The 21564-nt window shown below is 58.4% G+C and carries 20 protein-coding genes; 7 read left to right on the forward strand and 13 right to left on the reverse strand.

Annotated features, from left to right (window positions below; all coding sequences use genetic code 11):
• Positions 1 to 10: 10 nt before the first annotated feature.
• Positions 11 to 1108, reverse strand: coding sequence for a sensor histidine kinase (locus AZH53_RS08480; RefSeq protein WP_319643081.1), 1098 nt, complete (start codon positions 1106 to 1108; stop codon positions 11 to 13).
• A 138-nt stretch (positions 1109 to 1246) separates the two neighbouring features.
• Between AZH53_RS08480 and AZH53_RS08485 the strand changes: the two genes are divergently transcribed.
• Entirely contained in the window at positions 1247 to 1984 is a 738-nt protein-coding gene (locus AZH53_RS08485; protein WP_319643082.1) for an ABC transporter ATP-binding protein, read from the forward strand.
• A 5-nt stretch (positions 1985 to 1989) separates the two neighbouring features.
• Positions 1990 to 3402, forward strand: a complete 1413-nt coding sequence (locus AZH53_RS08490) for a hypothetical protein (protein ID WP_319643083.1) — start codon at positions 1990 to 1992, stop codon at positions 3400 to 3402.
• Positions 3403 to 3498: 96 nt separating this feature from the next.
• Here AZH53_RS08490 and msrA read toward each other — a convergent pair whose 3' ends face one another.
• The 5 genes from msrA to AZH53_RS08515 all read right to left on the reverse strand — a co-directional run bounded on the left by msrA (position 3499) and on the right by AZH53_RS08515 (position 9719).
• Positions 3499 to 4005, reverse strand: a complete 507-nt coding sequence (gene msrA, locus AZH53_RS08495; RefSeq protein WP_319643084.1) for a peptide-methionine (S)-S-oxide reductase MsrA — start codon at positions 4003 to 4005, stop codon at positions 3499 to 3501.
• A gap of 117 nt (positions 4006 to 4122) precedes the next feature.
• Positions 4123 to 4584 carry a chemotaxis protein CheW gene (locus AZH53_RS08500; protein WP_319643085.1) on the reverse strand — a complete coding sequence of 154 codons (462 nt, stop codon included), beginning with the start codon at positions 4582 to 4584 and terminating at the stop codon, positions 4123 to 4125.
• Positions 4585 to 4596: 12 nt separating this feature from the next.
• Positions 4597 to 7233, reverse strand: a complete 2637-nt coding sequence (locus tag AZH53_RS08505) for a methyl-accepting chemotaxis protein (RefSeq protein ID WP_319643086.1) — start codon at positions 7231 to 7233, stop codon at positions 4597 to 4599.
• A gap of 155 nt (positions 7234 to 7388) precedes the next feature.
• Positions 7389 to 8543 carry a hypothetical protein gene (locus AZH53_RS08510; protein WP_319643087.1) on the reverse strand — a complete coding sequence of 385 codons (1155 nt, stop codon included), beginning with the start codon at positions 8541 to 8543 and terminating at the stop codon, positions 7389 to 7391.
• 48 nt (positions 8544 to 8591) lie between these two features.
• Positions 8592 to 9719: a hypothetical protein gene (locus AZH53_RS08515; protein ID WP_319643088.1), complete on the reverse strand. Its 1128-nt coding sequence runs from the start codon at positions 9717 to 9719 to the stop codon at positions 8592 to 8594.
• 198 nt (positions 9720 to 9917) lie between these two features.
• Here AZH53_RS08515 and AZH53_RS08520 point away from each other — a divergent pair, with 198 nt between their 5' ends.
• Positions 9918 to 10706 carry a DUF2115 family protein gene (locus tag AZH53_RS08520; protein ID WP_319643089.1) on the forward strand — a complete coding sequence of 263 codons (789 nt, stop codon included), beginning with the start codon at positions 9918 to 9920 and terminating at the stop codon, positions 10704 to 10706.
• A gap of 37 nt (positions 10707 to 10743) precedes the next feature.
• Here the strand turns inward: AZH53_RS08520 and AZH53_RS08525 are convergent, their stop codons facing one another.
• Positions 10744 to 11304: a hypothetical protein gene (locus tag AZH53_RS08525; protein ID WP_319643090.1), complete on the reverse strand. Its 561-nt coding sequence runs from the start codon at positions 11302 to 11304 to the stop codon at positions 10744 to 10746.
• 53 nt (positions 11305 to 11357) lie between these two features.
• Entirely contained in the window at positions 11358 to 12029 is a 672-nt protein-coding gene (locus tag AZH53_RS08530; RefSeq protein WP_319643091.1) for a double zinc ribbon domain-containing protein, read from the reverse strand.
• Between the two features lie 112 nt (positions 12030 to 12141).
• Here AZH53_RS08530 and AZH53_RS08535 point away from each other — a divergent pair, with 112 nt between their 5' ends.
• Positions 12142 to 13161: a type II glyceraldehyde-3-phosphate dehydrogenase gene (locus tag AZH53_RS08535; protein WP_319643092.1), complete on the forward strand. Its 1020-nt coding sequence runs from the start codon at positions 12142 to 12144 to the stop codon at positions 13159 to 13161.
• 115 nt (positions 13162 to 13276) lie between these two features.
• On the opposite strand, the gene AZH53_RS08540 is transcribed toward AZH53_RS08535, so the two are convergent.
• Entirely contained in the window at positions 13277 to 14518 is a 1242-nt protein-coding gene (locus AZH53_RS08540) for a hypothetical protein (RefSeq protein ID WP_319643093.1), read from the reverse strand.
• A gap of 175 nt (positions 14519 to 14693) precedes the next feature.
• Between AZH53_RS08540 and AZH53_RS08545 the strand changes: the two genes are divergently transcribed.
• Entirely contained in the window at positions 14694 to 15650 is a 957-nt protein-coding gene (locus tag AZH53_RS08545; protein WP_319643094.1) for a tyrosine--tRNA ligase, read from the forward strand.
• A gap of 41 nt (positions 15651 to 15691) precedes the next feature.
• Positions 15692 to 16474, forward strand: a complete 783-nt coding sequence (locus AZH53_RS08550) for a serine protein kinase RIO (protein WP_319643095.1) — start codon at positions 15692 to 15694, stop codon at positions 16472 to 16474.
• Between the two features lie 102 nt (positions 16475 to 16576).
• Here the strand turns inward: AZH53_RS08550 and AZH53_RS08555 are convergent, their stop codons facing one another.
• The 4 genes from AZH53_RS08555 to AZH53_RS08570 all read right to left on the reverse strand — a co-directional run bounded on the left by AZH53_RS08555 (position 16577) and on the right by AZH53_RS08570 (position 20648).
• Positions 16577 to 17425 carry a glycine betaine ABC transporter substrate-binding protein gene (locus AZH53_RS08555; protein ID WP_319643096.1) on the reverse strand — a complete coding sequence of 283 codons (849 nt, stop codon included), beginning with the start codon at positions 17423 to 17425 and terminating at the stop codon, positions 16577 to 16579.
• A gap of 184 nt (positions 17426 to 17609) precedes the next feature.
• The gene (locus tag AZH53_RS08560; protein ID WP_319643097.1) at positions 17610 to 18455 is read right to left on the reverse strand and encodes a glycine betaine ABC transporter substrate-binding protein; all 846 of its coding nucleotides are present in this window, start codon (positions 18453 to 18455) and stop codon (positions 17610 to 17612) included.
• Between the two features lie 133 nt (positions 18456 to 18588).
• Positions 18589 to 19428 carry an ABC transporter permease gene (locus AZH53_RS08565; RefSeq protein WP_319643098.1) on the reverse strand — a complete coding sequence of 280 codons (840 nt, stop codon included), beginning with the start codon at positions 19426 to 19428 and terminating at the stop codon, positions 18589 to 18591.
• Positions 19428 to 20648 carry a quaternary amine ABC transporter ATP-binding protein gene (locus AZH53_RS08570; protein ID WP_319643099.1) on the reverse strand — a complete coding sequence of 407 codons (1221 nt, stop codon included), beginning with the start codon at positions 20646 to 20648 and terminating at the stop codon, positions 19428 to 19430. The genes AZH53_RS08565 and AZH53_RS08570 overlap by 1 nt, the downstream gene beginning before the upstream one ends.
• Positions 20649 to 20917: 269 nt before the next feature.
• Between AZH53_RS08570 and AZH53_RS08575 the strand changes: the two genes are divergently transcribed.
• Positions 20918 to 21460: a KH domain-containing protein gene (locus tag AZH53_RS08575; protein ID WP_319643100.1), complete on the forward strand. Its 543-nt coding sequence runs from the start codon at positions 20918 to 20920 to the stop codon at positions 21458 to 21460.
• The last annotated feature ends 104 nt before the right edge of the window (positions 21461 to 21564 follow it).

The following is a 21564-nucleotide window of genomic DNA, read 5'->3' on the forward strand; positions in this document are numbered from 1 at the left end:
GGAACAAAGACTAAAATTCGGCAGGATTTTTCCGGGCAGAGGGATCGGGAAAGAGGATGGCGATCGTAAGACTGCCATTCTGCCGCACCTCGGCCTCGCCGTCGATCTGTGCCGTCAGGCTGGAGACGAGCTGCATGCCGAGCGTCGTGGCCGATTCGAGATCGAGAGCCTCTTCCGGGACTGCGCCGTCGTTCGTCACCTCGAGACGCAGGAAGCCCGGCCGGTGCGGGGCATGATGAAGACTGACCACTATCTCCCCGCGTCTCCCCGGCCCGTAGCCGTATTTGAGGGCGTTTGTTATCAGTTCGTTGATGATGATCCCGCAGGGGATGCAGGTATCGATATCCAGCGTGATGTCCGGGTCGCAGCGGGTGAGGATCTCCACCCCGTGGAGGTCGTCCGGACGCTGCGACGAGAGGTTCGCCGCGAGTCGTGGGATATAGTCCGCCATCCGCACCGCAGCAAGGTTATCCGAGCGGTAGAGATGCTCGTGGATCGTCGCCATCGAGAAGATCCGGTTGCGGCAGTTCTCCAGGATCTCCTTCGTCTCCGCGTCATCCGTCCGGTAGTAATGCATCTTCAGGATGGAGGAGATAAGCTGGAGGTTGTTCTTGACACGGTGGTGGACCTCTTTTATCAGGATGTCCTTCTCCTGCAGCGACGACTCCAGCCCCTCTGCCTGCTGCTCGATCGTCCGCATCTGTTCCCGCGTCTTCCGGAGTGACTCCTCTGTCGACTGCTGGCTCAGGGCCTTTTTGAGGAGGTGGTTCATTTCGGCGTAGAACTGGAAGGAATCGACCGGGCTGTGAAGGAAGTAGTCCGCCCCCTTGTTGATCGCATCCACCACGATCCCTTCCGCATCCTGCCCGACGACGATGATCGGCGTCGCATACCCCCGCCCCCGGAATGTCTCGAGAAAGCTCTCGCCGTTTAAGCCTGGCACGAGGTAATCCGCGATGACAACTCCATACACCGTCTCTTCCAGCATGCCGAGTGCATCTGGTGCAGAGAAGGCGAAATCAACCCTGAATTCCCCGGATTTCGAGAGAAAATGGTGCGCCCTCTCGCACATTTTCATGTCTCGCACAACAAACAGAACGGGGATCATCGGACCTTTCTCCTCAGAGATGCCGCAGACCGGGAAATCGGCCGCATTTACGCATAAATCTCTCTTTTCACAGGTATTTATATCATAAGATTAATACGTTTCTTCCATCAGAGCCGACACCGGCTGGAGATTTTGGAGATGGACGGCGAAGAACAGGATTTTGTCATCGAGGCCCGGAAACTGAGAAAAGACTACGGCGACGTCGTTGCGGTACGGGGGGTCGATCTTGCCATCAGGCGCGGAGAACTCTTCGGTCTCCTCGGTCCGAACGGCTCGGGGAAGACCACCATCATTAGGCTCCTCACCGGGCAGGTGCCGCCGACCTCCGGGTCCATCCGGGTGATGGGTATCGATGCGGCGGCCTCCCCTGTCGAGGCACGGACGGAGATCGGCATCATCCCCGAACAGGAGACGCCCCCCTCGTTTCTCACCGCCGAAGAGTACCTCCGGTTCGTCGGCGAGATTCGCCACGTCGGGGATATCGAGGAACAGTGCGACTGGTGGTTTTCATTCCTGGACTTCGACGATGCCCGCACGAGGCTCTGCAAGGACCTCTCCCGCGGAACACGCCAGAAACTGATGGTGGCCCAGGCCTTTCTTCACCGTCCGCCGCTCGCCCTCATCGACGAGCCCCTGATCAACCTCGACCCGGTGATGCAGAGGCGCGTGAAGGACTTCCTGATGGACTATGTCAGTGCAGGTAATACGGTCTTTCTCTCCACGCATATTCTTGCCATTGCCGAGGAGATCTGCACCGGCATTGCCATCCTGAACCGGGGGGACATCCTCTTCACCGGCAGCCCCGCCGAGCTCAGGGACCGCCACGAGGATCTGGAAGGGTTCTTCCTCAGTCTCGTCAGCGGCAGCGGGGAGTGAGACAGATGGCCTTCGGAACGCTCTTCTCCGCCATGCTCAAAGAGGAGTGGCGCATGCACTCCACGATGTTCGGGAGCCGCGGGTTTCTGCTCTTTCCCGTTGTCCTGACGGTCATGGCTGCTGTTGCCTCCCTCGCCGTGCCGGTCTTTCTTGCCGTCATGCCCCCGGGTACCGTCAGTACCGCCCCTCACATCTTCTACCTCATCGCAGGCATATCGGTCGGATCCTTCGGTCTTCTCGGGCGGGAGGTGATGAACCGGCGCTTCGGTCAGGCAAGCCTGCTTGCCTACTCCTCCCGGAGCCTCCCCATCTCCGAACGCGCCATCATCGCGGCGTTCATACTGAAGGACTGCCTCTACTACTTCGTCTTCTGGGTGCTCCCTGCCGTTGCAGGTATCGCCGTCGGTTCGCTCGTTGTACCGGAGATTCCTCCTGTCGCAGCCCCACTCCTTCTTGTGAGCCTCGGCCTGTCATTCTTCATGGGGATTGCCCTTGCCTTTTTCCTCTCGACCGTGTATGCCTGGTCCCCGCGGGCCCTTGCGACGATCCTCGGCCTGCTGGTGATCGTCATCGTCCTCTTCGTTGCAGGCGGCTGGTCACTTGCGGAGGTCTTCTTCCCCCTGGCCTTCTATGCCGCTCCGTCCCTCATGCCGGCGGCACTGAGCGTGGTCCTCATCCTCCTCCTTGCCGGCCTTTCCATCGCCTTTGTCAACATCGACTTCCCGGAGTCCGACCGGCGGTATCCCTGCCGCCTTCCCGCGCTCTCGCGGACCTTCGGGATGACCTCCGCTCCCCATTTCGTGGCAAAGGACTTCATTGACCTGCGGAGAAGCGACGGCGGAATGGGAAAGATCGTCTTCTCGTTTCTCTTTCCCGTAGGCATCATCTGGCTGATGCTGACCATCCTCCAGTACTTCATTCCCGGCCTTGCACCCGGCATCATCTTTGCCGTTCTCCTCGGCGTCTTCACCTCGACCATCTATAACTGGCTGACCGAATACGATCTCTTCACCTCCTACGCATTCCTGCCGGTAACGACAGGTCAGGTCATCCGGGCGAAGCTGGAGAGCTATCTCATCCTCAATATCATTCCTGTCGTCTTTCTCCTGGTGGCGGTCCCCTTTTTCGGCGACGCTTTCCTTCTCATCCCCGCCCTTGCAGCCTTTGCGGGGCTCTCCCTCTATGCGGTGGGAGTCACCGTCTATCTCTGCGGACTGTCGCCGAACGTGATGCTCTATGACGCCCGGACCTTTCTCCTCTATGTTGCGGCGATTGCCCCGTTCGTGCTTCTCCTCATCTTCCTCTCCATCCCCTCCCCGTGGTATGCGGCGGCGGGTATCCTGCTTCTCCCGGCAGGAGTGCTCCTGATACAAAAGGCGGGCGAGCGGCACGGCTCATTCGAAGAGAGGAGCTTTTGAACGGTTCTGATTACCGGTTCAGAATAACCAAAAAAAGAACGGTTGTCATCCCGGGATTCCGGAACCCGGGACAGCGCCCGGACTATCCGGCCGCCCTCACCCCTGCCACTGCCGGACGGCGAAGTAGGAGGCGAGCCTTTCGTAGTAGTGCTGGTGCTGTTCCTCTGCCGGCCAGAAATCCCCGGCCGGTTCGACGGCGGTCACCACCGGGGGGTCATATATGCCGGAAGAGTCCATTTCGGCACAGAATGCCTCCGCCTCTTCCTTCTGTTCCGGGGAATGAAACCAGATGACCGGGCGGTACTGTCCACCGGGGGCGATCTCCTCATACTCCCACCCCGTCGGGTCATGGGCGGAAAAGAAGACCTCCAGGAGGTCGCGATAGGAGACAACTGCAGGGTCGAATCCGACGACGACCGTCTCCGCATGACCGCTCCCTCCCTCGGATACCTCCGAATATGAGGGGCTCTCCGTCGTCCCGCCGCTGTACCCGGCCCCGGTGGAGACGACGCCTTCCACCCGTCGAAATGCCGCCTCGAGGTCCCAGAAGGAGCCGCCGGAAAACGAGGCAACCGCATACCTGCCTGCATCAGGGTTCTGCATAGGTACCAATCCATTCATGAAGAGATACGATTACCGCTCTGATCTTCATCTTCCCGGCCGGCGGTTCCCTGTGAATACCGGACGCTTCTGCCCGATAGCGAAAAAAAAGGGAACCTTTCAGTTATTCAGGATGTCCGTGATGACCTTTTCCATGTCAATCCAGATGATGAGGCGGGTCGACTCCTCCCCGTCCCCTTCGGGAATCTTGATGATGCCTTTGACATAGCAGGTGATGTCGGAGGAGAGCCCATCGCCCAGTTCCTCGACACAGTCGGGGGAGATCTGCATGACGCTCTTCACGTCGTCGACGATGATGCCCACACTCGACCCGCCGGTCGCCTCGGGCATGAGAACGATGATCTTCCGGGCGTTCTCCCCTTCAGCATCGGGAATCCCGATGAATTCCCTGATATTGATGATATTCGTGACCTCACCACGGAGGTTGATCACCCCGGAGATATAGGAAGGAGCCCGGGGGATCGGGGTGATGCTCATCATCTCCACGATCTCGCGGGCAATCCGTACATCGATGGCATAGTAGCCGCCGCCGATCTGGAATTCCACTACATCCGTAACCATGAAAATCCCCAATCACTCCACCCTGAAGACACTGACCAGGTCACGGAGCCGCTCGGACATCTGGCTGACCTCCTGGGCGCCGCTTCCCACCTCCTCGGCAGAGGCGGCGACCTCCTCGGTGAGGGCGGCAACGTCGTCCACCCGGCGCAGGTTCTCCTTCGTGAGATCCGTCGTCTCCTCCATCTTCTCCATGACGCGGTTGGTGGCATTCGCCTGGTCGTCGGTCGCGGCGGCAATTTCACTGACGCCCTGGGCGGCCTCCTTTGCGCCCTTCACGATCTCCTGCAGGGACTGAATGGCAAGGTCGACGCTGGAGAGACCGGCACGAATCTCGCCATAGGCCGATTTCATCGAGTCGGCGGTGTCGGCGGAGTCCTTCTGGATACCCTCGATGAGCTCTTCGATGGAATTCGTCGCCGTCTTTGACTCGGCGGCAAGGTTTCTGACCTCTCCTGCCACCACGGCAAAGCCCCTGCCGTGTTCACCCGCACGGGCCGCCTCGATGGCGGCGTTGAGGGCAAGCAGATTCGTCTGGTTCGAGATGTCGGTGATGAGCTTGACGATCTTGGAGATCTCCACCATCTTCCGGTTGAGCCCGTCGATCTTGGTGACGCTCTCCTCTGCGATCTTCTCGACCGCTCCCATCTTCTCGTTGGCCTGCTGGCCGAGTTTGGAGGCCTCGTTGCCCATCTCGGAGACGTTCTCGGAGAGGGAGCGTACCTCCTGCGTGGTGGAGGCGATCTCCTCGATGGAGGCGGAGAGATCGGAGATCTCGCGGGCCACCGCCTCGACCGCCTCGAGCTGGCGGTGGGATGCCTCGGAGGACTGCTGGCTCGAGACCGCGACCTCCTCCATCGCCTTCGTGATCTCCTCGATGCCGCGGGAGGCGTCGGTGATGTTGAGGTCGACGCCCTCTGCGGCTACCTTCACCTCCCTGAGGGCATCGCCGATATTCACTCCGACACGGTTGATGGCCTCTTTGAGCTTGTCGTGGTCTCCTGCGACCTGAATGTTCTCGTTGAACCGGATGGAGAAGTCCTTCTCCGCATACTGTTTCAGGACGCGGTAGGACTCATTGACCGGAGCGTAGATCGTATCCAAAATGTCGTTGAGACCTCTGATCAGCACCGCGTACACGCCCTCGAACTGGTCGGCGTGAGGCCGTGCCTTGGAATTCCCTCCCTTCTGTGCGTTCATGGTCGCAATAAAGTCCTCGACCATATCCGCTATCGCCGTCTGGGCGGCGGCGAGGTTCGCATTCATCTCCTCGAAGAGGGCACCCGCCTCGGCGGTGTATTCATTGGTCTCCCCGACTGTCAGGTCGAACGCCCGCGTGTCACCATGGGCAAGGGAGTCCAAATTCGCCGCCTGCCGGGTGATCTCCCGGTCGAGGAACTGGGAGAGCGCCCGTTCAGGGGTGAGATCCTGGTAGATGTAATAGTTGACGTCGATCTCGCCGTTCTCATCCAGAATGGGTGTCTGGAAGAGGCGCAGGTAGCTCTTCTCGTCGCCGCCCCACGAGATCTCCATGTCGGTGACGGCCTTCTTCTTCGTCTCGTACGAGGCGTAGAAGTCATCGCCGCCGACAACCTTGATGTCGAAGTCGTAGAGCTTTTTGGCCATCAGTTCGTCGTAGCTGCCGCGCCAGATGCGCTGGTACTCCTTGTTGAGATCAAGGCGATGTTTGTCGGACGCAAGAACGGTGATCCCCTGGGGGTTCTCCTGCAAAAAGGCATCTGCACGTCTCTGCAGTTTCTGGATCTCCGCCATCTCCTTGTGCTGTTCCGTGAGGTCCTGATAGATGTAGTAGTTGACGTCGATCTCACCGTTCTCATCCAGGATGGGCGTCTGGAAGAGGCGCAGATAGGTTTTCTCCCCGTTCTCCCAGGCAATCTCCATGTCGGTGACCGCCTTCTCCTTCGTCTCGTACGACGCGTAGAAGTCGTCGCCGCCCGTGACCGTGATGTCGAAGTCGTAGAGCTTTTTGGCCATCAGCTCGTCGTAGCCTCCGCGCCATGCCCGCTGGTACTCGTCATTCAGGTCGAGGCGGTGCTTGTCCGCTGCAAGGACCGTGATTGCCTGCGGGTTGTATTTCAGGAAGGCGTCTGCACGCTTCTGGAGTGTGCGGACCTCCTCGCGTTCCTCAACGATCTCGGTCTCGTCCAGATAGACGTAATAGACGACATTGATCTCCCCCTTCTCATCGAGGACGGGAATCTGGTTGAGTTTGACGTAGTTCTTCGACCCGTCCTCCCAGTTGAATATCAGGTCCGTCTGGGCGTTTTTCTTCGTATCAAAGGCAGCATGAATCGAATCCCCGCCAGCAACAGTGATATTGAAATCACTGAGGCGCTTGTGCCTGAGGTCTTCCTTTGTTCCCCGCAACAGCTCGCAGTACTTCTCATTGAGCATCAGGCAGCTCCTGTCCGGTGACTGGACGGCAATGGGCCGCGGGAAATTTTCAATGAATGCGTCAACACCGTGGAGCATCTGCTCGTACTGGTTTGCTGCTTTCAGTTTCCTGATGATCTCCTGTGCGATGGTTGCAATCCCCCGGTACTCGGGGTCCATCTCTTCGGCTCTGACCGATGCCGTGAAGTCACCGTCGAGGGCACGGCGAAGGGCATCTTCTATGCGATTTACTGACATTTTGTACACACCAACATACGGGCCATCCTACGACACACGAATTCGCAGGAAATCCTTATATAATTAATAAATTCACAGCTGATCAGATTAATAAGTTTTGATCATTCATTGAGATGTAAAAAAGAGATAATATTAGATATTTTTTCATAATTTGTCTACATTTGTCGTTTTATCAATAGGAATGCAATACCGCCTGCCAAAATACCAAACAGTATCAGCCACCAGTCGGTGACCACATGACCGCCTTCTGCCGTCTCCGGGAGATAGACCGTAATCGTTCCCGTGCCGGTTCCAACAGCAATACCCCCATCGCCGGTTTTTGCAATCGCAGTCACCCGGTCGTCGCCGAACCACAGCATCCATGCCTGGCTTCCCGCCTCATCGAGGCCGAGGAGAAGGTACTGCGGTTCTCCGGTGACGACGTCGGCATCATAGCCGAGCACATATGCCCCACCGGTCGGGGCCTCCGCTGCCCAGTAGGCCATTTCGAGGCGTTTTCCGAATTCAATGGATTCCTCCAGAGTACCTCCGGGCGAGAGCCGGAGAAGAAGCGGCGTTACTCCGTCCGTTGCGATGGCTGTTGCAAGAAAACCACCGTCCGGGCGAAGACGCAGGGAGGTGATGTACCCGATGCCTTCATGGCCGTAGCGAACCTCGGCGGTCGTCACTCCCTCACCGTCGCCGAGGAGGAGAAATCCGGTTGGATCGGTTTCGTCTGCCAACGGCTGGACATAGCCTGCCGCAGCAAACCCGCCGTCCGCAAGCATCCTGACCGTCGTCAGGCGGGCATAGCCGACACCTGAGGTATCAGCAAAGCTCCGGTTCCACTGTTCCGTTCCACCGGGCCCGACCTTGTAGAGCATGGCATGGATGTAGTTGGAGGCGATGTACGTACTCTCACCGTCGGAATCGAGACCGGCTGCCTCCCCGAATGGAAGATGCCAGGTCCACATGATCGTGCCTGTCTCGTCCACCCTGAGAAGATCCGAGGCATCGGTGAAGAGGAGAAGGTTCCCGTCCCTGGCCTCGGCAAGGTAGCTGATGGTCGTCGCATTGCCGGCGCCAACCGTACCGTTCCCGCTCATCTCCCCATCGGCTCCGATGAACCAGAGGGCCGGCCCCACGGCATCGGCGCCGCCAGCCACTACTCCCCCGTCGTCCCGGACGAGGAGGGCCCCTAAGGACTCCGCTCCTTCAATCGCGACACTCCGGTTCTCCTCAAGCCCGTCAATGGCCGTCACGGTGGCCGGAAACAGGACGAGGATGAGCAGAAGGGCCGCGGCAATCGTGGCGTATGAACTGCGTTTCATTACGGAAGAATTGGTGCATTCCCCCAATATAGATGACTAAACGGCCTCTCACGGGAACAGCCCACCCTCCTCCTCCCTCGACCCGGACAGCCAGAGCGCAAGGAGCGGGTCGGTGCACCGCCAGCTCCCCTCATCGTCCCGGGCGATGAGATCACGGGAGGAGAGCGCCCTGAGCGATGACCCGACCGCCGTACGCTGGAGGCCATAGCGGCCGGAGACCTCCCTCCCGTACAGGTGTGTCTCCCCCGCCGCCACCGCAGAGAGGAGCCCGACCTGGTGGATGGAGAGGCCGTCGCATATACCGCTGTAGAGAGGGGCAAGTTCCCGTACAACCCGACGGACCGCCGCGTCCCCGGCACCAGACCCGCGGGGATGCCCCATCCGTGCCTCCTCGAAGAGGGCATAGGCAACCCGCATGACGGAGAACGGGTGCCCCCGGACCGCCCGTACCACCTCCGCTGCCGCCCCCGAGGGAAAGGCCAGGCCCGCTTCGGTCGCCCGGCGGCAGAGGGCATCCGCCGTGGATTGTTCGGGAAGAGGCGCCGGGGAGACCATCACGCCACCGCCGCCTCCGGGGGAATCTTCTGCACCGAGACGACGGAGCAGCATCCCGCGGCGGCCTGCAAGGATCAGCCCGGTCCCGTCCTCCCCGGCGGCGATTTTTCCCATTACCGCCGCCATCCCGGGGACGGCAAGGAGACGATGGGCGTCGTCGATGAGGAGCACCGGCGCACGGTGATGACGGCCTGCCGCACGGACCACGCGGGAGAGAGCATCCCCCATATCCGCCCGGTGATCGCCGGAGAGGGTGAACGAGACGCCGGGCCACGGTGAGAAGCACAGGGAGGGCATCTGTTCAAGGGCGGCTGCGAGCGCCGCTCCCGGTCCCGTTTCGGCCCTCCGGAGGGCTTCTTCCAGCCGCAGGGCCAACCCTTCCGGTCCGGTGATGCCTGCACCCGAGAGGACGACGGGGAAGACCGAGGGACCGCACGCTGCACAGGCGGCAAGGGCGAGCGAGCTCGTCCCCGACCGGGGAGGACCGCAGATGATGGTCGGTACACCGCTCATTATCGCCCGGGAGGCGGCCTCCACCTCGGCCGTTTGGCCCAGAAAGGCGCTGCCGCTGACCGGACGCGAGAAGACAAAGGGATTTGGGCCCGCAGGCAGAGGATCCATACCATCCTTCCCTGCGCCGCAGGACATTGAAAAATCCCCACAGGGGGAGCGAAAGTGAGGGAAATCCGGTCCGGACACCCCAGGCGGGATGAATATCCGATATGTAAATGGAGAGGACGCGAGAAAAAACCGGGCCAGGTTGCATACGTTTTTTTCTTTTCCGGGAGATGATTGTCGTACCAGACGAGAGACGGCGCAATGGATCTGATACATACAATTCGGCACCTCCTCGGCGGTGCAGAGGAGAGGAGGCCGGACGATCAGGGCCGGTGCATCGATCTCCTGATGGACACCGCCGCCCTTCCCGCCGGCGCACGCGAACGGGCTGCGGTTCCGCCCGACCCGCAGTATGCGACCTACCTCGAGGTGTGCCTCAGGGTTTGGAGCGAACTTGCGGTGCATACGCGAAAGGAGACCCTTCTTCCCGCACTCGCAGCAGCCGTTGCCGCATATCCCCACGAAGCGCTCCCCCGGATGATGGCGAACTTCGAGAACAAGACCGCGGATATGCAGAAGCGATACCGGGACCGCCTCCTTGTGGCCGTCCACCGTGAGATCTTCGATACCCACCACCGCCTGATGACGATGTCCCGCGACCCACCCCGCCTCTGGCGGGTCCCCCGGGTGCGGGAGGGATTTTCCGGGTACTGCACGATGGCGGCGGCGGCCTGCCGGGCACAGGCGGCGCACAAGGACCCGGCACTTCTCTCCCTCACCTACCTTCTTGCGGGCTTTGCCATGTACATCGAGGACGGACCGGGCCACCCGGTGGAAACGCCATTTCCCGGTGGGCTGGAGGTCTCCGTCGACGGCTGGACCTCGTACTGCCCGGTTCGGGAACATGCCGACGACGTCCCCTTCTCCATCTGCCCCTTCTGCCCGGCCGTACAGTCAGAGGGTGTCCACCTGATCCGCGACCCCGAAGAGAAGAAGAAGGTTGAGCAGAAGGAGTACATCACGAACTACTTCACCAATTTTAAAGGATAAATAGGAGTTTTCCCGGAGCTCCGCGGTAAATCCGGAGTTATTTTTTATGGAGAGCAAGGGCGAGCCCGGCGATGGCGACGAGCGCCCCCCAGTACGCCTGAATGGGAAAAAGGCCGGCATATGATGCAGCGGAGATGAGCAGACCGCCCACCGCGATCATCAGTCCGCCACGGCGGTACCGCTTCTCATCCTCAATGGGTGGTTCGGGCGTCGGGGGGATATCACCGTACATGCCGCCCCGGCCACCGCTGCGAAAGACCCGGTACTTCACACCGGGCCCCCCGTACTCCCCTCCTCCCGGAGGGTTTCCCCCCGATGAGGGGGAGGTACGCTGAAAGATCTCTTCCTGCCAGTCCCTTCGCCCCGCACCCGGCCCTCCGCTCCCCTCATCGATGAGATTGACCTGGATGAGGAGGTTGCCGGTCTCGCCGTCCCGGGTGTACCCGAGACCCTTGAGACGGAGGGTGACGTGGCCATCGATGCGGGACGGCACCTGAAACATAACGGTCTTCCCGTCGAGTGTGATCTCCTTTTTCGTGCCCAGCTCATCCGGACTGACCCAGACGGCATATTCACGGTCACGGCTGGCGGCTGTCATCTTCCCCTGTGGAGAACGTCGCACTGAGGGGCAAAAAAAGGTTCGGAGGAGAGCTAGGGGAGGGGGATCGTCTCGGTCGCAACCCTGCCGTCGGCATACTCCGGGCGGGCCACGATGACGAGGCCAGAGTCCCCCCCCCGTGCCGCAGAAAACGGCCCGAATACAGCTCCCGGTTCGGGCACCGGATACCGGGTCAGGTTCAGGGTCGAATCGCTGCCCGGGCAGACGACCCCGAGTTCGATGACTTTCGGCTGCGACCCGTCCCGCGTCCCCCCGTAGAGGACATCGACCGAACCCGACTGGCAGGTCGCCTCGAGGATGAGGTTGCCGCTCCCTTCCACGGTGACAGCCCCGATATTCGGAAGGCCGAGGGAGGGGAAGAGCGAGACCGCTGCACCTGCGACAATAAGAAGAAGAAGGACGAGCGAGACCGCACAGAATCCGATGCCGCGAATACGCCGTTTGCCATCGGCACCACCCTTTCCGGCGGCGGAACCCTCCCTCACCAGTCCCGTGCCGCAGACCATGCAGACATCGCCGTCCCCTGCGGGCTCCCCGCACTGCGGGCAGGGGTCAGCCCGGAATGACTCCGGGAGGGGGGGCGGGAGCGGGGAACCGCAGATCATACAGATGGACGCATCCTTTGCGGGGGCCGGTTCGCCGCACTGGGGACAGGCCCGTCCCTCTCCGCCAATCGGACGACTGCGCTCTTCTGTCGATGTCACGTATTACTGATCTACTTTTTTTCTCCTATATATCCGATACGAACCTCATCCGATGATCCGTCACCCGCTGCAGACCGTAGTGCTTAACCGTTCCGGATGCCATCACTTACCTATGATTCGGGTTGCCATCAATGGCTACGGGACCATCGGCAAGAGGGTTGCCGACGCGGTCGCCGCACAGCCTGACATGGAAGTGGTGGGAGTATCCAAGACGAGGCCTTCATCCGAGGCACTCATTGCAAACGAACGGGGCTATCCGCTCTATATCACGGATATCGCTAACAGGGCAAAGTTCGAGGCGGCGGGCATCGAGGTCGCAGGTGACGTTGAGGAGATGCTCAAGAAGTGCGATATCGTGGTGGACGCAACGCCCGGCGGCGTCGGAAAGGAGAACAAGAAACTCTACGAGCTCTACGGCGTCAAGGCCATCTGGCAGGGCGGGGAGAAACATGAGGTCGCAGGCATCTCGTTCAACTCGTCGTGCAATTATAATGACGCCTTCGGTGCCGACTATGTACGCGTTGTCTCCTGCAACACGACGGGGCTGTGCCGGATCATCCGGCTTATCGACGAGAAGTACGACGTGAAATCGGTCTTTGCAACGATGGTGCGCCGCGGGTCGGACCCCGGTGGCATCAAGAAGGGCCCGGTCGACGCCATCGTCCTCAATCCGGTGACGATCCCCTCGCACCACGGTCCCGACGTCCAGACGGTGCTCCCGGACATCAACATCGTGACAACTGCGATGATCGTCCCTACGACCTTCATGCACATGCACGTCCTCCAGATGGAGCTCGTCAACGAAGCGACCACGGCAGACGTTCTCGAGCTGATCCGCAGCCACCCGCGTATCGGGCTCGTGAAGGGGTCGACCGGCATCACCTCGACGGCGGAACTCAGAGAGCTTGCCTCCGACATGGGCCGCCCGCGAAGCGACCTCTGGGAGTCCTGCGTCTACGAGGACTCGGTCTCGGTCGTCGGCGACAGGCTCTACCTCTTCCAGGCCATCCACCAGGAGGCCGACGTGGTCGTGGAGAACATCGACGCCATCCGGGCGATGATGAAGGCGACCGCGGAGGCGGGAGAGTCCATCCGGATGACGAACGAGGCGCTCGGACTGAAGGCTATCTAAGAACTCCTGTAGAAAGTGAATCAGGGACCGATGTGATATTCCATATATCACATCCTGATAGCCTTATTTTCCATTTTTTTGGTGCCAGATTACGTTCCCGTCTCATTCAAGGGCATCATTCTTTATTGTACGGTTCAAGAAGAGTCAGTGAATCCCTTCCAATGAGGCAATATCCTCGTTCATAGAGAGATTCCCGGGCTAATCTGAAGTCCAGCGGATCCATGGAGGCAGTTTTCACCGCATCCCCGAACGGGATGGGATAGTCGGCGCCAAAGACATCATACAGTCGGTAATAGAGATTTCTGGAATCTCCCGTCAGGTTGAAGGCTTCGGTTATTATCAGGGATGATGCCTGGATTTTCCCGGTCTTATGCGACATTGCAGACCACAAATCCATGACATATCGGATATCCTCTTTGTGGATGACCGGATTCGATTGCAATCGTGCATAGGAAGAGGCCAGTTTGGGGATGGCACCGGATATGTTTTGCCGGAATGGTCTCTGCCCGGACTTGTAATACTCTTCACGGAGTTCGTAGACTGCTTCCCGCATTGCCTTTTCAATGGTATCCGTCGATTTCGGGGTAATAAGAAGGCCGTCCAGCAGTTGTCCGGTAATGATCCCGGCTTCTTCCTTCAGGATTTCACGGTAGTCAGGCGATATCCTGTTTTTTGATTCATTGTCCATTGCAACCGGAATATCGGCAACAAGGTGCCGGGGCCTGAGAATTGCCTGATTAATCTCTCCACTGGCCTTACGAACCTGAACATCGTTGTTCGAAAAGAGATAGTAGTAATATGATGTGTCCTTTCTGAACTCCGTCGGGATAATATCAAAGGGGCGCCGGAACAGATCCCATTGGTTCTTCTTGCCAAATACGGCAGAATGTATCCCGCCGGATTCATCGGAAACCGGAGGTGCTGAAAAGGCAAACAACGCGGAACATCCTGCAATCTCCTCGATGCAGTCCGCTTCTCCGTCATAAGGATGGGTGAAGTATTCAATGACCTCCCGAAAATCCAAAATCTTCCGTTGTCGGGCAATCTCACTGACATCAAACTCCTTCCACCCGGAAATCTTCTTGATTTTCACCCAACGATCATCGAAATAATCGAAGAAGTGATAGTTCTCCTCTTCCACCCGGACTTCGACATACATTCCTTCCGGGGGACGGGAACTGAAGGAATAGTATATCTCCTCTTTTTCATTCCTCTTATACGGCGAATAATCGAGGAAAAAATAGCCGTCTGCCCGATCATGCCTTACATAGCCGACATTTTCGTATTTCGGGTTGCAGGCAATCTCCCTTTCAACATTCGACAGTTCATATCCCATCGACCGGTCATCGAGTGCCATAGGTAATCCTATATCCCGAATATCATAAACCAATCGTTCGACTATCCTCAGCATCCGGTTTCATCGAATAGGATTGAATTCCCGTTCATTTTCAGACCATTCAATTCGTGCGAATAGATTCATCATTCCCAACGAGAGCAACCATTAATGCGGCACACATCCAACAAAATGCAGCATGGATGATTACGAACTTGCGACGAGAAATACGGTCGAAGTCGTCACCGAGGAGGAGCTGAGAAGCGTCCTTTCGCAGGAGACGAAGCGGGTCTACGCGGGCTACGAGCCCTCCGGCGAGATCCACCTCGGCCACCTCGTCACCATCAATAAACTCATGGACCTCAGGGACGCGGGCTTCGATGTCGTCGTGCTCCTGGCAGACCTCCATGCATACCTGAACCGCAAGGGGACAATGGAGGAAGTGGGCGAGCTTGCGGACTATAACCGGCGGTGTTTCGAGGCCGTCGGCCTCACCGGCGTGGAGTTCGTGCTCGGCTCCGAGTTCCAGCTCTCGCCCGACTACCAGCTCGACGTTCTCCGGCTTTCCCAGAAGATCAGCCTGAAGCGGGCCACCCGCTCGATGGACGAGGTCGGCCGCCAGATGGACAATCCGATGGTCTCCCAGATGGTCTACCCCATCATGCAGATGGTCGACATCGCCCACCTGAAGGTCGACGCGGCCGCAGGCGGCATCGACCAGCGCAAAATTCACATGCTCGCCCGCGAAAACCTCCCCACCATCGGGGTGAAGGCGCCCCTGTGCATCCACACGCCGATCCTCAACGGGCTCGACGGGAAGAAGATGTCCTCGTCCCAGAAGAACTATATCTCCGTCGCCGACTCCGAGGAAGTCATCACGAAGAAGATGAAGAAGGCCTTCTGCCCGCCGGAGATCGAGGAGAACCCCGTCCTCCAGGTCCTCAAATACCACGTCTTCCCGCGGGCGGGGACGGTCACCATGCAGCGGCCGGAGAAGTTCGGCGGAAACCGCGAATTTACCTCGTATGAGGAGATGGAAGGTGCTTATGCGGCAGGCGACATCCACCCCGCCGACCTGAAGGCCGCCGTTGCAGGCGGGCTCATCGAGGTGCTTGAGGGCGCCCGCGAGTACATGAACGCAAACCGCCCCGAGTAAGGGCGGCCACGAACGTAGTACCATACACAAGGAAGGAACCAATGGCAGACCGCGACCGCCTCCAGGACCGCTTCGACAGGGAGATCGAGAAGATGGGGGTCCGCATCAAGGACGCCGACTCCTTCAAGGTAGAGGAAAATGTGTTTGACGAGACGACCCTTCTCGCCCTGTACCGTCTCGTCCACAAGGGCAAAATCAAGGAGATCGGCGGGTCGATCTCCACCGGAAAGGAGGCAAACGTCTTCTACGGCGAGGGGGAGGAGTTTCCCATCGCCATTAAAATCTACCGCATCCAGTCGGCGAACTTCCGGTCCATCTCCGACTACATCATCGGCGACCCCCGGTTCTCCTCTATCCGCCGTTCGAAAAAGGAGATCATCTTCGCCTGGACGAAGAAGGAGTACTCCAATCTCTCCCGGGCACTGGAGGCAGGCGTCCGCGTGCCGCGACCGGTCTTTTTTGACCGCAACATACTGTTGATGGAATTCATGGGCGAGGACGAGATCCCCTATCCGCAGCTCAGGCAGGCGCATGTCGAGGATTACGCCCCGGTCTATGCGAGCATCCTCGACTCCATGAAGACCCTCTTCAACGAGGCGGGCCTCGTGCATGCCGACCTCTCCGAGTTCAATATCCTCTTCGACGGGGAGGAGCCGATCATCATCGACATCGGGCAGGGCGTCACACCCGAACACCCGAAGGCGATCGCCTTCCTCGTCCGCGACATAAAAAATATCAACCGCTACTTCAGCAAAAAATGCCCGCTGCGCGATGAGGAAGAGATCTTCCGCGACATCGTGGGCGAACACCGGATGGAGATTTAGAATCCTGTCTCCCGGACAATTTTTACTCCACAGAATTTTGCACCTGTCCCTGCACAGCGAATCACGCCTGTCCAGGCAAAAAGAAGAGATTTGTCTGTGGAACTACCCGTTGATCCAGGAGAGGACCCTGTCCTGGTTATCATCCACCCAGGCCTGAGCGGCCTCTTCAGGGGTGGCACCGTCCTCGATTGCGAGCATCACTTCTTCCATGTCCTCTGCGTTCCAGGAGAATCGCTCAAGGATGGCGTATCCCTCAGGGTCGTCCTCCTCGAAGCCCATCCGGGCAAGGCTTGCAATGTACTCCTCGCCGCCGTAGACGCCCTCGGGGTCATCGAGGTACTTCAGGTCGAAGCGGACGAACTTCCAGTGCGGCGTCCATCCGGTGACGACGATCCACTCACCATTTGCATACGCATCACTCAGTTCGGCAGCCATCGCCGCACTCGAAGACGGCACGAGGGTATAGTCAAGATCATAGACCTCGATGGCGGTCTCGGTCGCCGCCATGATGCCGGCACCCGGTTCGATACCGATGATCTCCCCATTGAACTGATCAGCCACACCGTTCATCTCGGTGATCGAGTCGATCGTCACATAGGCGGGAACCACGAGTCCGATTTTGGCGCCTTCGAGGTTGGTACCGACCATCACGATGTCATCCCCATAGGTCTCCCAGTAGGCCGCATGGGTGGCGGGCATCCACGAGGAGACCGACATATCGACCTGTCCGTCAGCGAGTGCCTGGTACAGCGGACCGGCGTCAACGGCCTTGAGCTCGACGTCATAGCCCGCCTGTTCATAGACCGCCTTTACCACATTGGTGCTTGCGATCTCCGAATCCCAGAGCACATAGCCGATACTGACCTCCTTAACCGGTGCCGCGGTAGGTGTCGGTCCGCCCCCCCCGTCATCCGTACACCCCGCCGTGAAAATACCACAGAATACGGCCAAAACTGCCAGAAGCAAAAATTTTGATGTTGGATTAATCACTCTCATCACATCCATATGCCAGAAACCAGCCAGCGGGAAATGGCCGGGCCCCGACGTACCGAGGCATATCACCGGATCGTATATATATGCCACTGCCGGCCCTGCCTGATGCAGCGGCCTACAAAAAAGAGAAAAATTTGGAAAATTATCCGTTGATCCAGAAGGAGACGGTATCCTGATTTGCATCCACCCATGCCTGTGCGGCATCTTCGGGCGATTCTCCGCTTTCAACGGCAAGCATTACGGATTCCATGTCCTGCGGCTCCCACGAGAAACGCTCAAGAATGGCATAGGCCTCGGGATTGTCCTCCTCAAAGCCCATGCGGGCAAGGCTTGCAATGTACTCCTCGCCGCCATAGACGCCCTCGGGGTCATCGAGATACTTCAGGTCGAAGCGGACAAACTTCCAGTGCGGCGTCCAGCCGGTAACGACGATCCAGTCACCCTCTGCATAGGCATCACTGAGCTGGGCAGCCATGCCGGCACTCGACGATGCAACGAGCGTGTAGTCAAGATCATAGACCTCGATGGCGGTCTCGGTCGCTGCCATGATACCCGCACCCGGTTCGATGCCGATGATCTTTCCGTCAAATTCCTCGACGACATCGTTCATCTCTGCAATCGAGTCGATGGTCACATACGACGGGACCACGAGGCCGATCTTTGCGCCCTGGAGGTTCTGACCGACCATGTCAATCAAATCCCCGTAGGTGTCCCAGTAGGCCGCATGGGTGGCGGGCATCCATGACGAGATGCTCATGTCGACCTGCCCGTCGGCGAGTGCCTGATAGAGGGGCCCCGCGTCAACGGCTTTCAGCTCGACATCGTAGCCGGCCTGTTCATAGACCGCCTTCAACACGTTGGTACTTGCAATCTCTGAATCCCAGAGCACGTAGCCGATGGAGACCTCCTTTGCGGCTTCTGCTGTGGGTTCGGTGGTTGCCGGACCGGTCTCGTCCGTACAACCGGCAACAAGAATTCCACAGAACAAAACTAACAAAACAAGTAAGATTCTTTTCGATTTCGAATTTAGCACATAAACACATCCAATTAGTCAGTAAAAAACCGCCGGAAACGGTCCGGGACTGACTTATGGAAAAATTTGTTGGGGTCTATATATACCTCTATTGATTCTGGCTGGTGCTGATCACATTCTGCGTGATCCGGTCAAGGATGATGGCGATGATGACGATACAGAGGCCCGCCTCGAAGCCACCGCCGATATCGACCCGCTGGATCCCCATGAGGACATTGAGCCCCAATCCCGCGGCCCCGATCATCGCGGCAATGACCGTCATCGAGAGGGCAAGCATGATACACTGGTTGACCCCTGCCATGATCGTCGGCATGGCCACCGGAAGCTGCACCTTGATGAGTTTCTGCCACTCCGTTGCCCCGAACGCCTCGGTCACCTCGATGAGCTCGACCGGGACCTGACGGATCCCGAGATTGGTGAGACGGATGGCGGGCGGCATGGCAAAGATGATCGTTGCAATCATCCCCGGCACGTTTCCAAGACCGAAGAAGATGACGGCGGGAATCAGGTACACAAAGGAGGGCATCGTCTGCATCAGGTCGAGGACGGGCCGAAGCGCCGCATCAACGGCCGCAGACCGCGAGGCGAGGATACCAAGCGGGATGCCAATCGCAAGCGTCACCGCGGCTGAAGTGATAACGAGGGCAAGCGTGAGTAAGGTCTCGGCCCAGAGATCCAGCAGATAGATGAAGAGGAGCCCAAAGAGGGTGAGGAGCGCAATCTTGATGTTCTTTTTGGTAAGGACGAATGCGAGGGCTGCGAATATGACGATGAGAAGGAGCGGCGGAATCGCCGCCATCCCGTCCTGAAATCCACTGACAAGGATGTCCATGACGGCCGTAATCCCGTCGAGCAGCCACCCGAAGGTCTCGTCAATCCAGCCGACGATCGCCTCGACCGCTTCACCGACGGGGAGAATATCCGACATCAGGCATCAACCTCCAGCCGCGCCAGCCCGGCAAGCAGCGATCCGCGCACGATGATCCCCTTGATCTTTCTCTCATTGTCAAGGACTGCCACCGGATGGGGCGTCTCCGCCATGATCGGCATCAGTTCCAGGGCAGGAGTATCCGGTTCTACCGTGAGGCTGTCGGTGATCATCACGTCCTTCAGCGACAGGCCCGATTTCTTGGCCTCGACGGCGCCTTCCACCGTGACCAGACCCCGGAATACACGGTCCTTGCCGGCGACGAAGACGCTTGATATACCCCATTCCTCCATCAGACGGAGGGCGTTTCTCGGGCCTGAATCGACCGGAACGAGCGGTTCGGGGCGTTTCATCACATCCTTTGCCACGAGGACCCTTGAGAGGTTGACATCCTCGACGAATTTCTCCACATATTCACAGCGCGGATTCTGGAGCAGATCTTCTGCCGTTCCAAGCTGGGCGATGGCGCCATCTTTCATGAGGGCGATCCGGTCACCCAGTTTGAGCGCCTCGTCGAGGTCGTGGCTGACGAAGATGATCGTCTTGTTCAGGCGGGCCTGCAGTTCAATGAGTTCATCCTGCATATCACGGCGGATGAGCGGATCGAGCGCACTGAAGGCTTCGTCCATCAGGAGGATATCCGCATCGCTTGCAAGCGCCCGGGCAAGCCCGACCCGCTGCTGCATCCCCCCGGAAAGCCCGGACGGATAGCTCCCCTCGTAGCCCGACAACCCGACGAGATCGATTGCCTCCTGAGCTTTTTTCTCCCTCTCGGCTGCGGGGATTCCCTGGATTTCAAGTCCAAAGGCAACATTCTCCAGAATCGTCCGGTGCGGAAGAAGGGCAAAACTCTGGAAGATCATCCCGATCTTCCTCCGCCTCAGCTCTCTGAGGTCATCCTCCCCCATCCCGACGATGTTCACCCCGTCAATCTCGACGGAGCCGCTGGTCGGTTCGATCAACCGGTTGATACAACGCAGAAGAGTTGATTTCCCACAACCGGACAGTCCCATGAGAACGAACAGTTCTCCCTCATAGACATCAAATGAAACAGAGCGGAGCGCCACATTCTGTTGTGTCTCCTCCAGAATTTCCTTTTTTTTCTTCCCCTGCTCAATGAGCGCGAGGGCATCTTCCGGTTTTTTTCCAAAAATTTTCGTCAAATTTTTGACACTAACTTTAATATTCATCTTTTTATATTCTTCCTGGGTTTCTTCCATGAAAGGCAACTCCGGGAGTTCTTCAGTAATTTTTCATGAATCGCAGTAATGCTGAAGTACATGACCCTTTTTGTAATACTATATGAAGAAGATTCGGTTAGTTCAAAACCCCCCCTATTCCCTGTATATTATATAGTTCTACCGCTGCACATGAGCGGGAGGAAGGGATCATTCGCGCATAAAACGGGGATGCGCGCGAATTGCCCAGCCGCCAACCATTATTTCCTTCCCCGCCCCATAGTGATCAGATTTCAAGGGGATAACCCGACATGACCACCACCGATATAAAAATCACCGCCAGCCGCGTCGCTGTCCTCATAGGAAAGGGCGGGGCAACCAAACGTCAGATCGAAGAACTCACCGACACGAACCTGACGGTCAACTCCGATGAAGGGATTGTCACCATCGACGGCGAGGATGCCGTCGCCGTCATGCGGACGACCGAACTCGTGCGGGCCATTAACCGTGGATTTTCGCCTGAACGTGCGTACACCCTCCTCGAAGAGGAGGACCTGCTCCTCGACATCATCGACCTGTCCGGCGTCTGCTCGACACCGAAACAGATGGAACGCCTCCGCGGCCGCATCATCGGCAAGAACGGCAGGGCCCGCGAACAGATTGAGGACATGACCGGTGCCCTCGTCTCCGTCCATGGAAAGACGGTCGCCATCATCGGCACCTTCGACCAGGTAAAGATCGTCAGCGAGGCTGTGGAGATGCTCGTCGAGGGGCTTCCGCATGCGACCGTCTTCTCCTTCCTTGACCGCAAACGCAAGGAACAAAAGGCGGATATGTTTGAATATTATTATTGAGAGCGTAAACGGAGAGAAGAAGGAAACAGACCGGAATTAGGTAAATTGATGAGATTTACTATAAATATATTTTGGTTTTGACCTTTCCGAAAACAGGGTTTTTT

It is taken from the genome of Methanovulcanius yangii, from assembly GCF_018687785.1.
GTDB lineage: Archaea > Halobacteriota > Methanomicrobia > Methanomicrobiales > Methanomicrobiaceae > Methanovulcanius > Methanovulcanius yangii.

Coding starts and splice junctions, on each gene's coding strand:
- AZH53_RS08570 (WP_319643099.1), bottom strand. CDS start 20,648: ATGGAAGAAACCCAGGAAGAATATAAAAAGATGAATATTAAAGTTAGT.
- AZH53_RS08480 (WP_319643081.1), bottom strand. CDS start 1,108: ATGATCCCCGTTCTGTTTGTTGTGCGAGACATGAAAATGTGCGAGAGG.
- AZH53_RS08485 (WP_319643082.1), top strand. CDS start 1,247: ATGGACGGCGAAGAACAGGATTTTGTCATCGAGGCCCGGAAACTGAGA.
- AZH53_RS08505 (WP_319643086.1), bottom strand. CDS start 7,233: ATGTCAGTAAATCGCATAGAAGATGCCCTTCGCCGTGCCCTCGACGGT.
- AZH53_RS08515 (WP_319643088.1), bottom strand. CDS start 9,719: ATGGATCCTCTGCCTGCGGGCCCAAATCCCTTTGTCTTCTCGCGTCCG.
- AZH53_RS08565 (WP_319643098.1), bottom strand. CDS start 19,428: ATGTCGGATATTCTCCCCGTCGGTGAAGCGGTCGAGGCGATCGTCGGC.
- AZH53_RS08500 (WP_319643085.1), bottom strand. CDS start 4,584: ATGGTTACGGATGTAGTGGAATTCCAGATCGGCGGCGGCTACTATGCC.
- AZH53_RS08520 (WP_319643089.1), top strand. CDS start 9,918: ATGGATCTGATACATACAATTCGGCACCTCCTCGGCGGTGCAGAGGAG.
- AZH53_RS08540 (WP_319643093.1), bottom strand. CDS start 14,518: ATGGCACTCGATGACCGGTCGATGGGATATGAACTGTCGAATGTTGAA.
- AZH53_RS08575 (WP_319643100.1), top strand. CDS start 20,918: ATGACCACCACCGATATAAAAATCACCGCCAGCCGCGTCGCTGTCCTC.
- AZH53_RS08545 (WP_319643094.1), top strand. CDS start 14,694: ATGGATGATTACGAACTTGCGACGAGAAATACGGTCGAAGTCGTCACC.
- AZH53_RS08550 (WP_319643095.1), top strand. CDS start 15,692: ATGGCAGACCGCGACCGCCTCCAGGACCGCTTCGACAGGGAGATCGAG.
- AZH53_RS08490 (WP_319643083.1), top strand. CDS start 1,990: ATGGCCTTCGGAACGCTCTTCTCCGCCATGCTCAAAGAGGAGTGGCGC.
- AZH53_RS08535 (WP_319643092.1), top strand. CDS start 12,142: ATGATTCGGGTTGCCATCAATGGCTACGGGACCATCGGCAAGAGGGTT.
- AZH53_RS08525 (WP_319643090.1), bottom strand. CDS start 11,304: ATGACAGCCGCCAGCCGTGACCGTGAATATGCCGTCTGGGTCAGTCCG.
- msrA (WP_319643084.1), bottom strand. CDS start 4,005: ATGCAGAACCCTGATGCAGGCAGGTATGCGGTTGCCTCGTTTTCCGGC.
- AZH53_RS08510 (WP_319643087.1), bottom strand. CDS start 8,543: ATGAAACGCAGTTCATACGCCACGATTGCCGCGGCCCTTCTGCTCATC.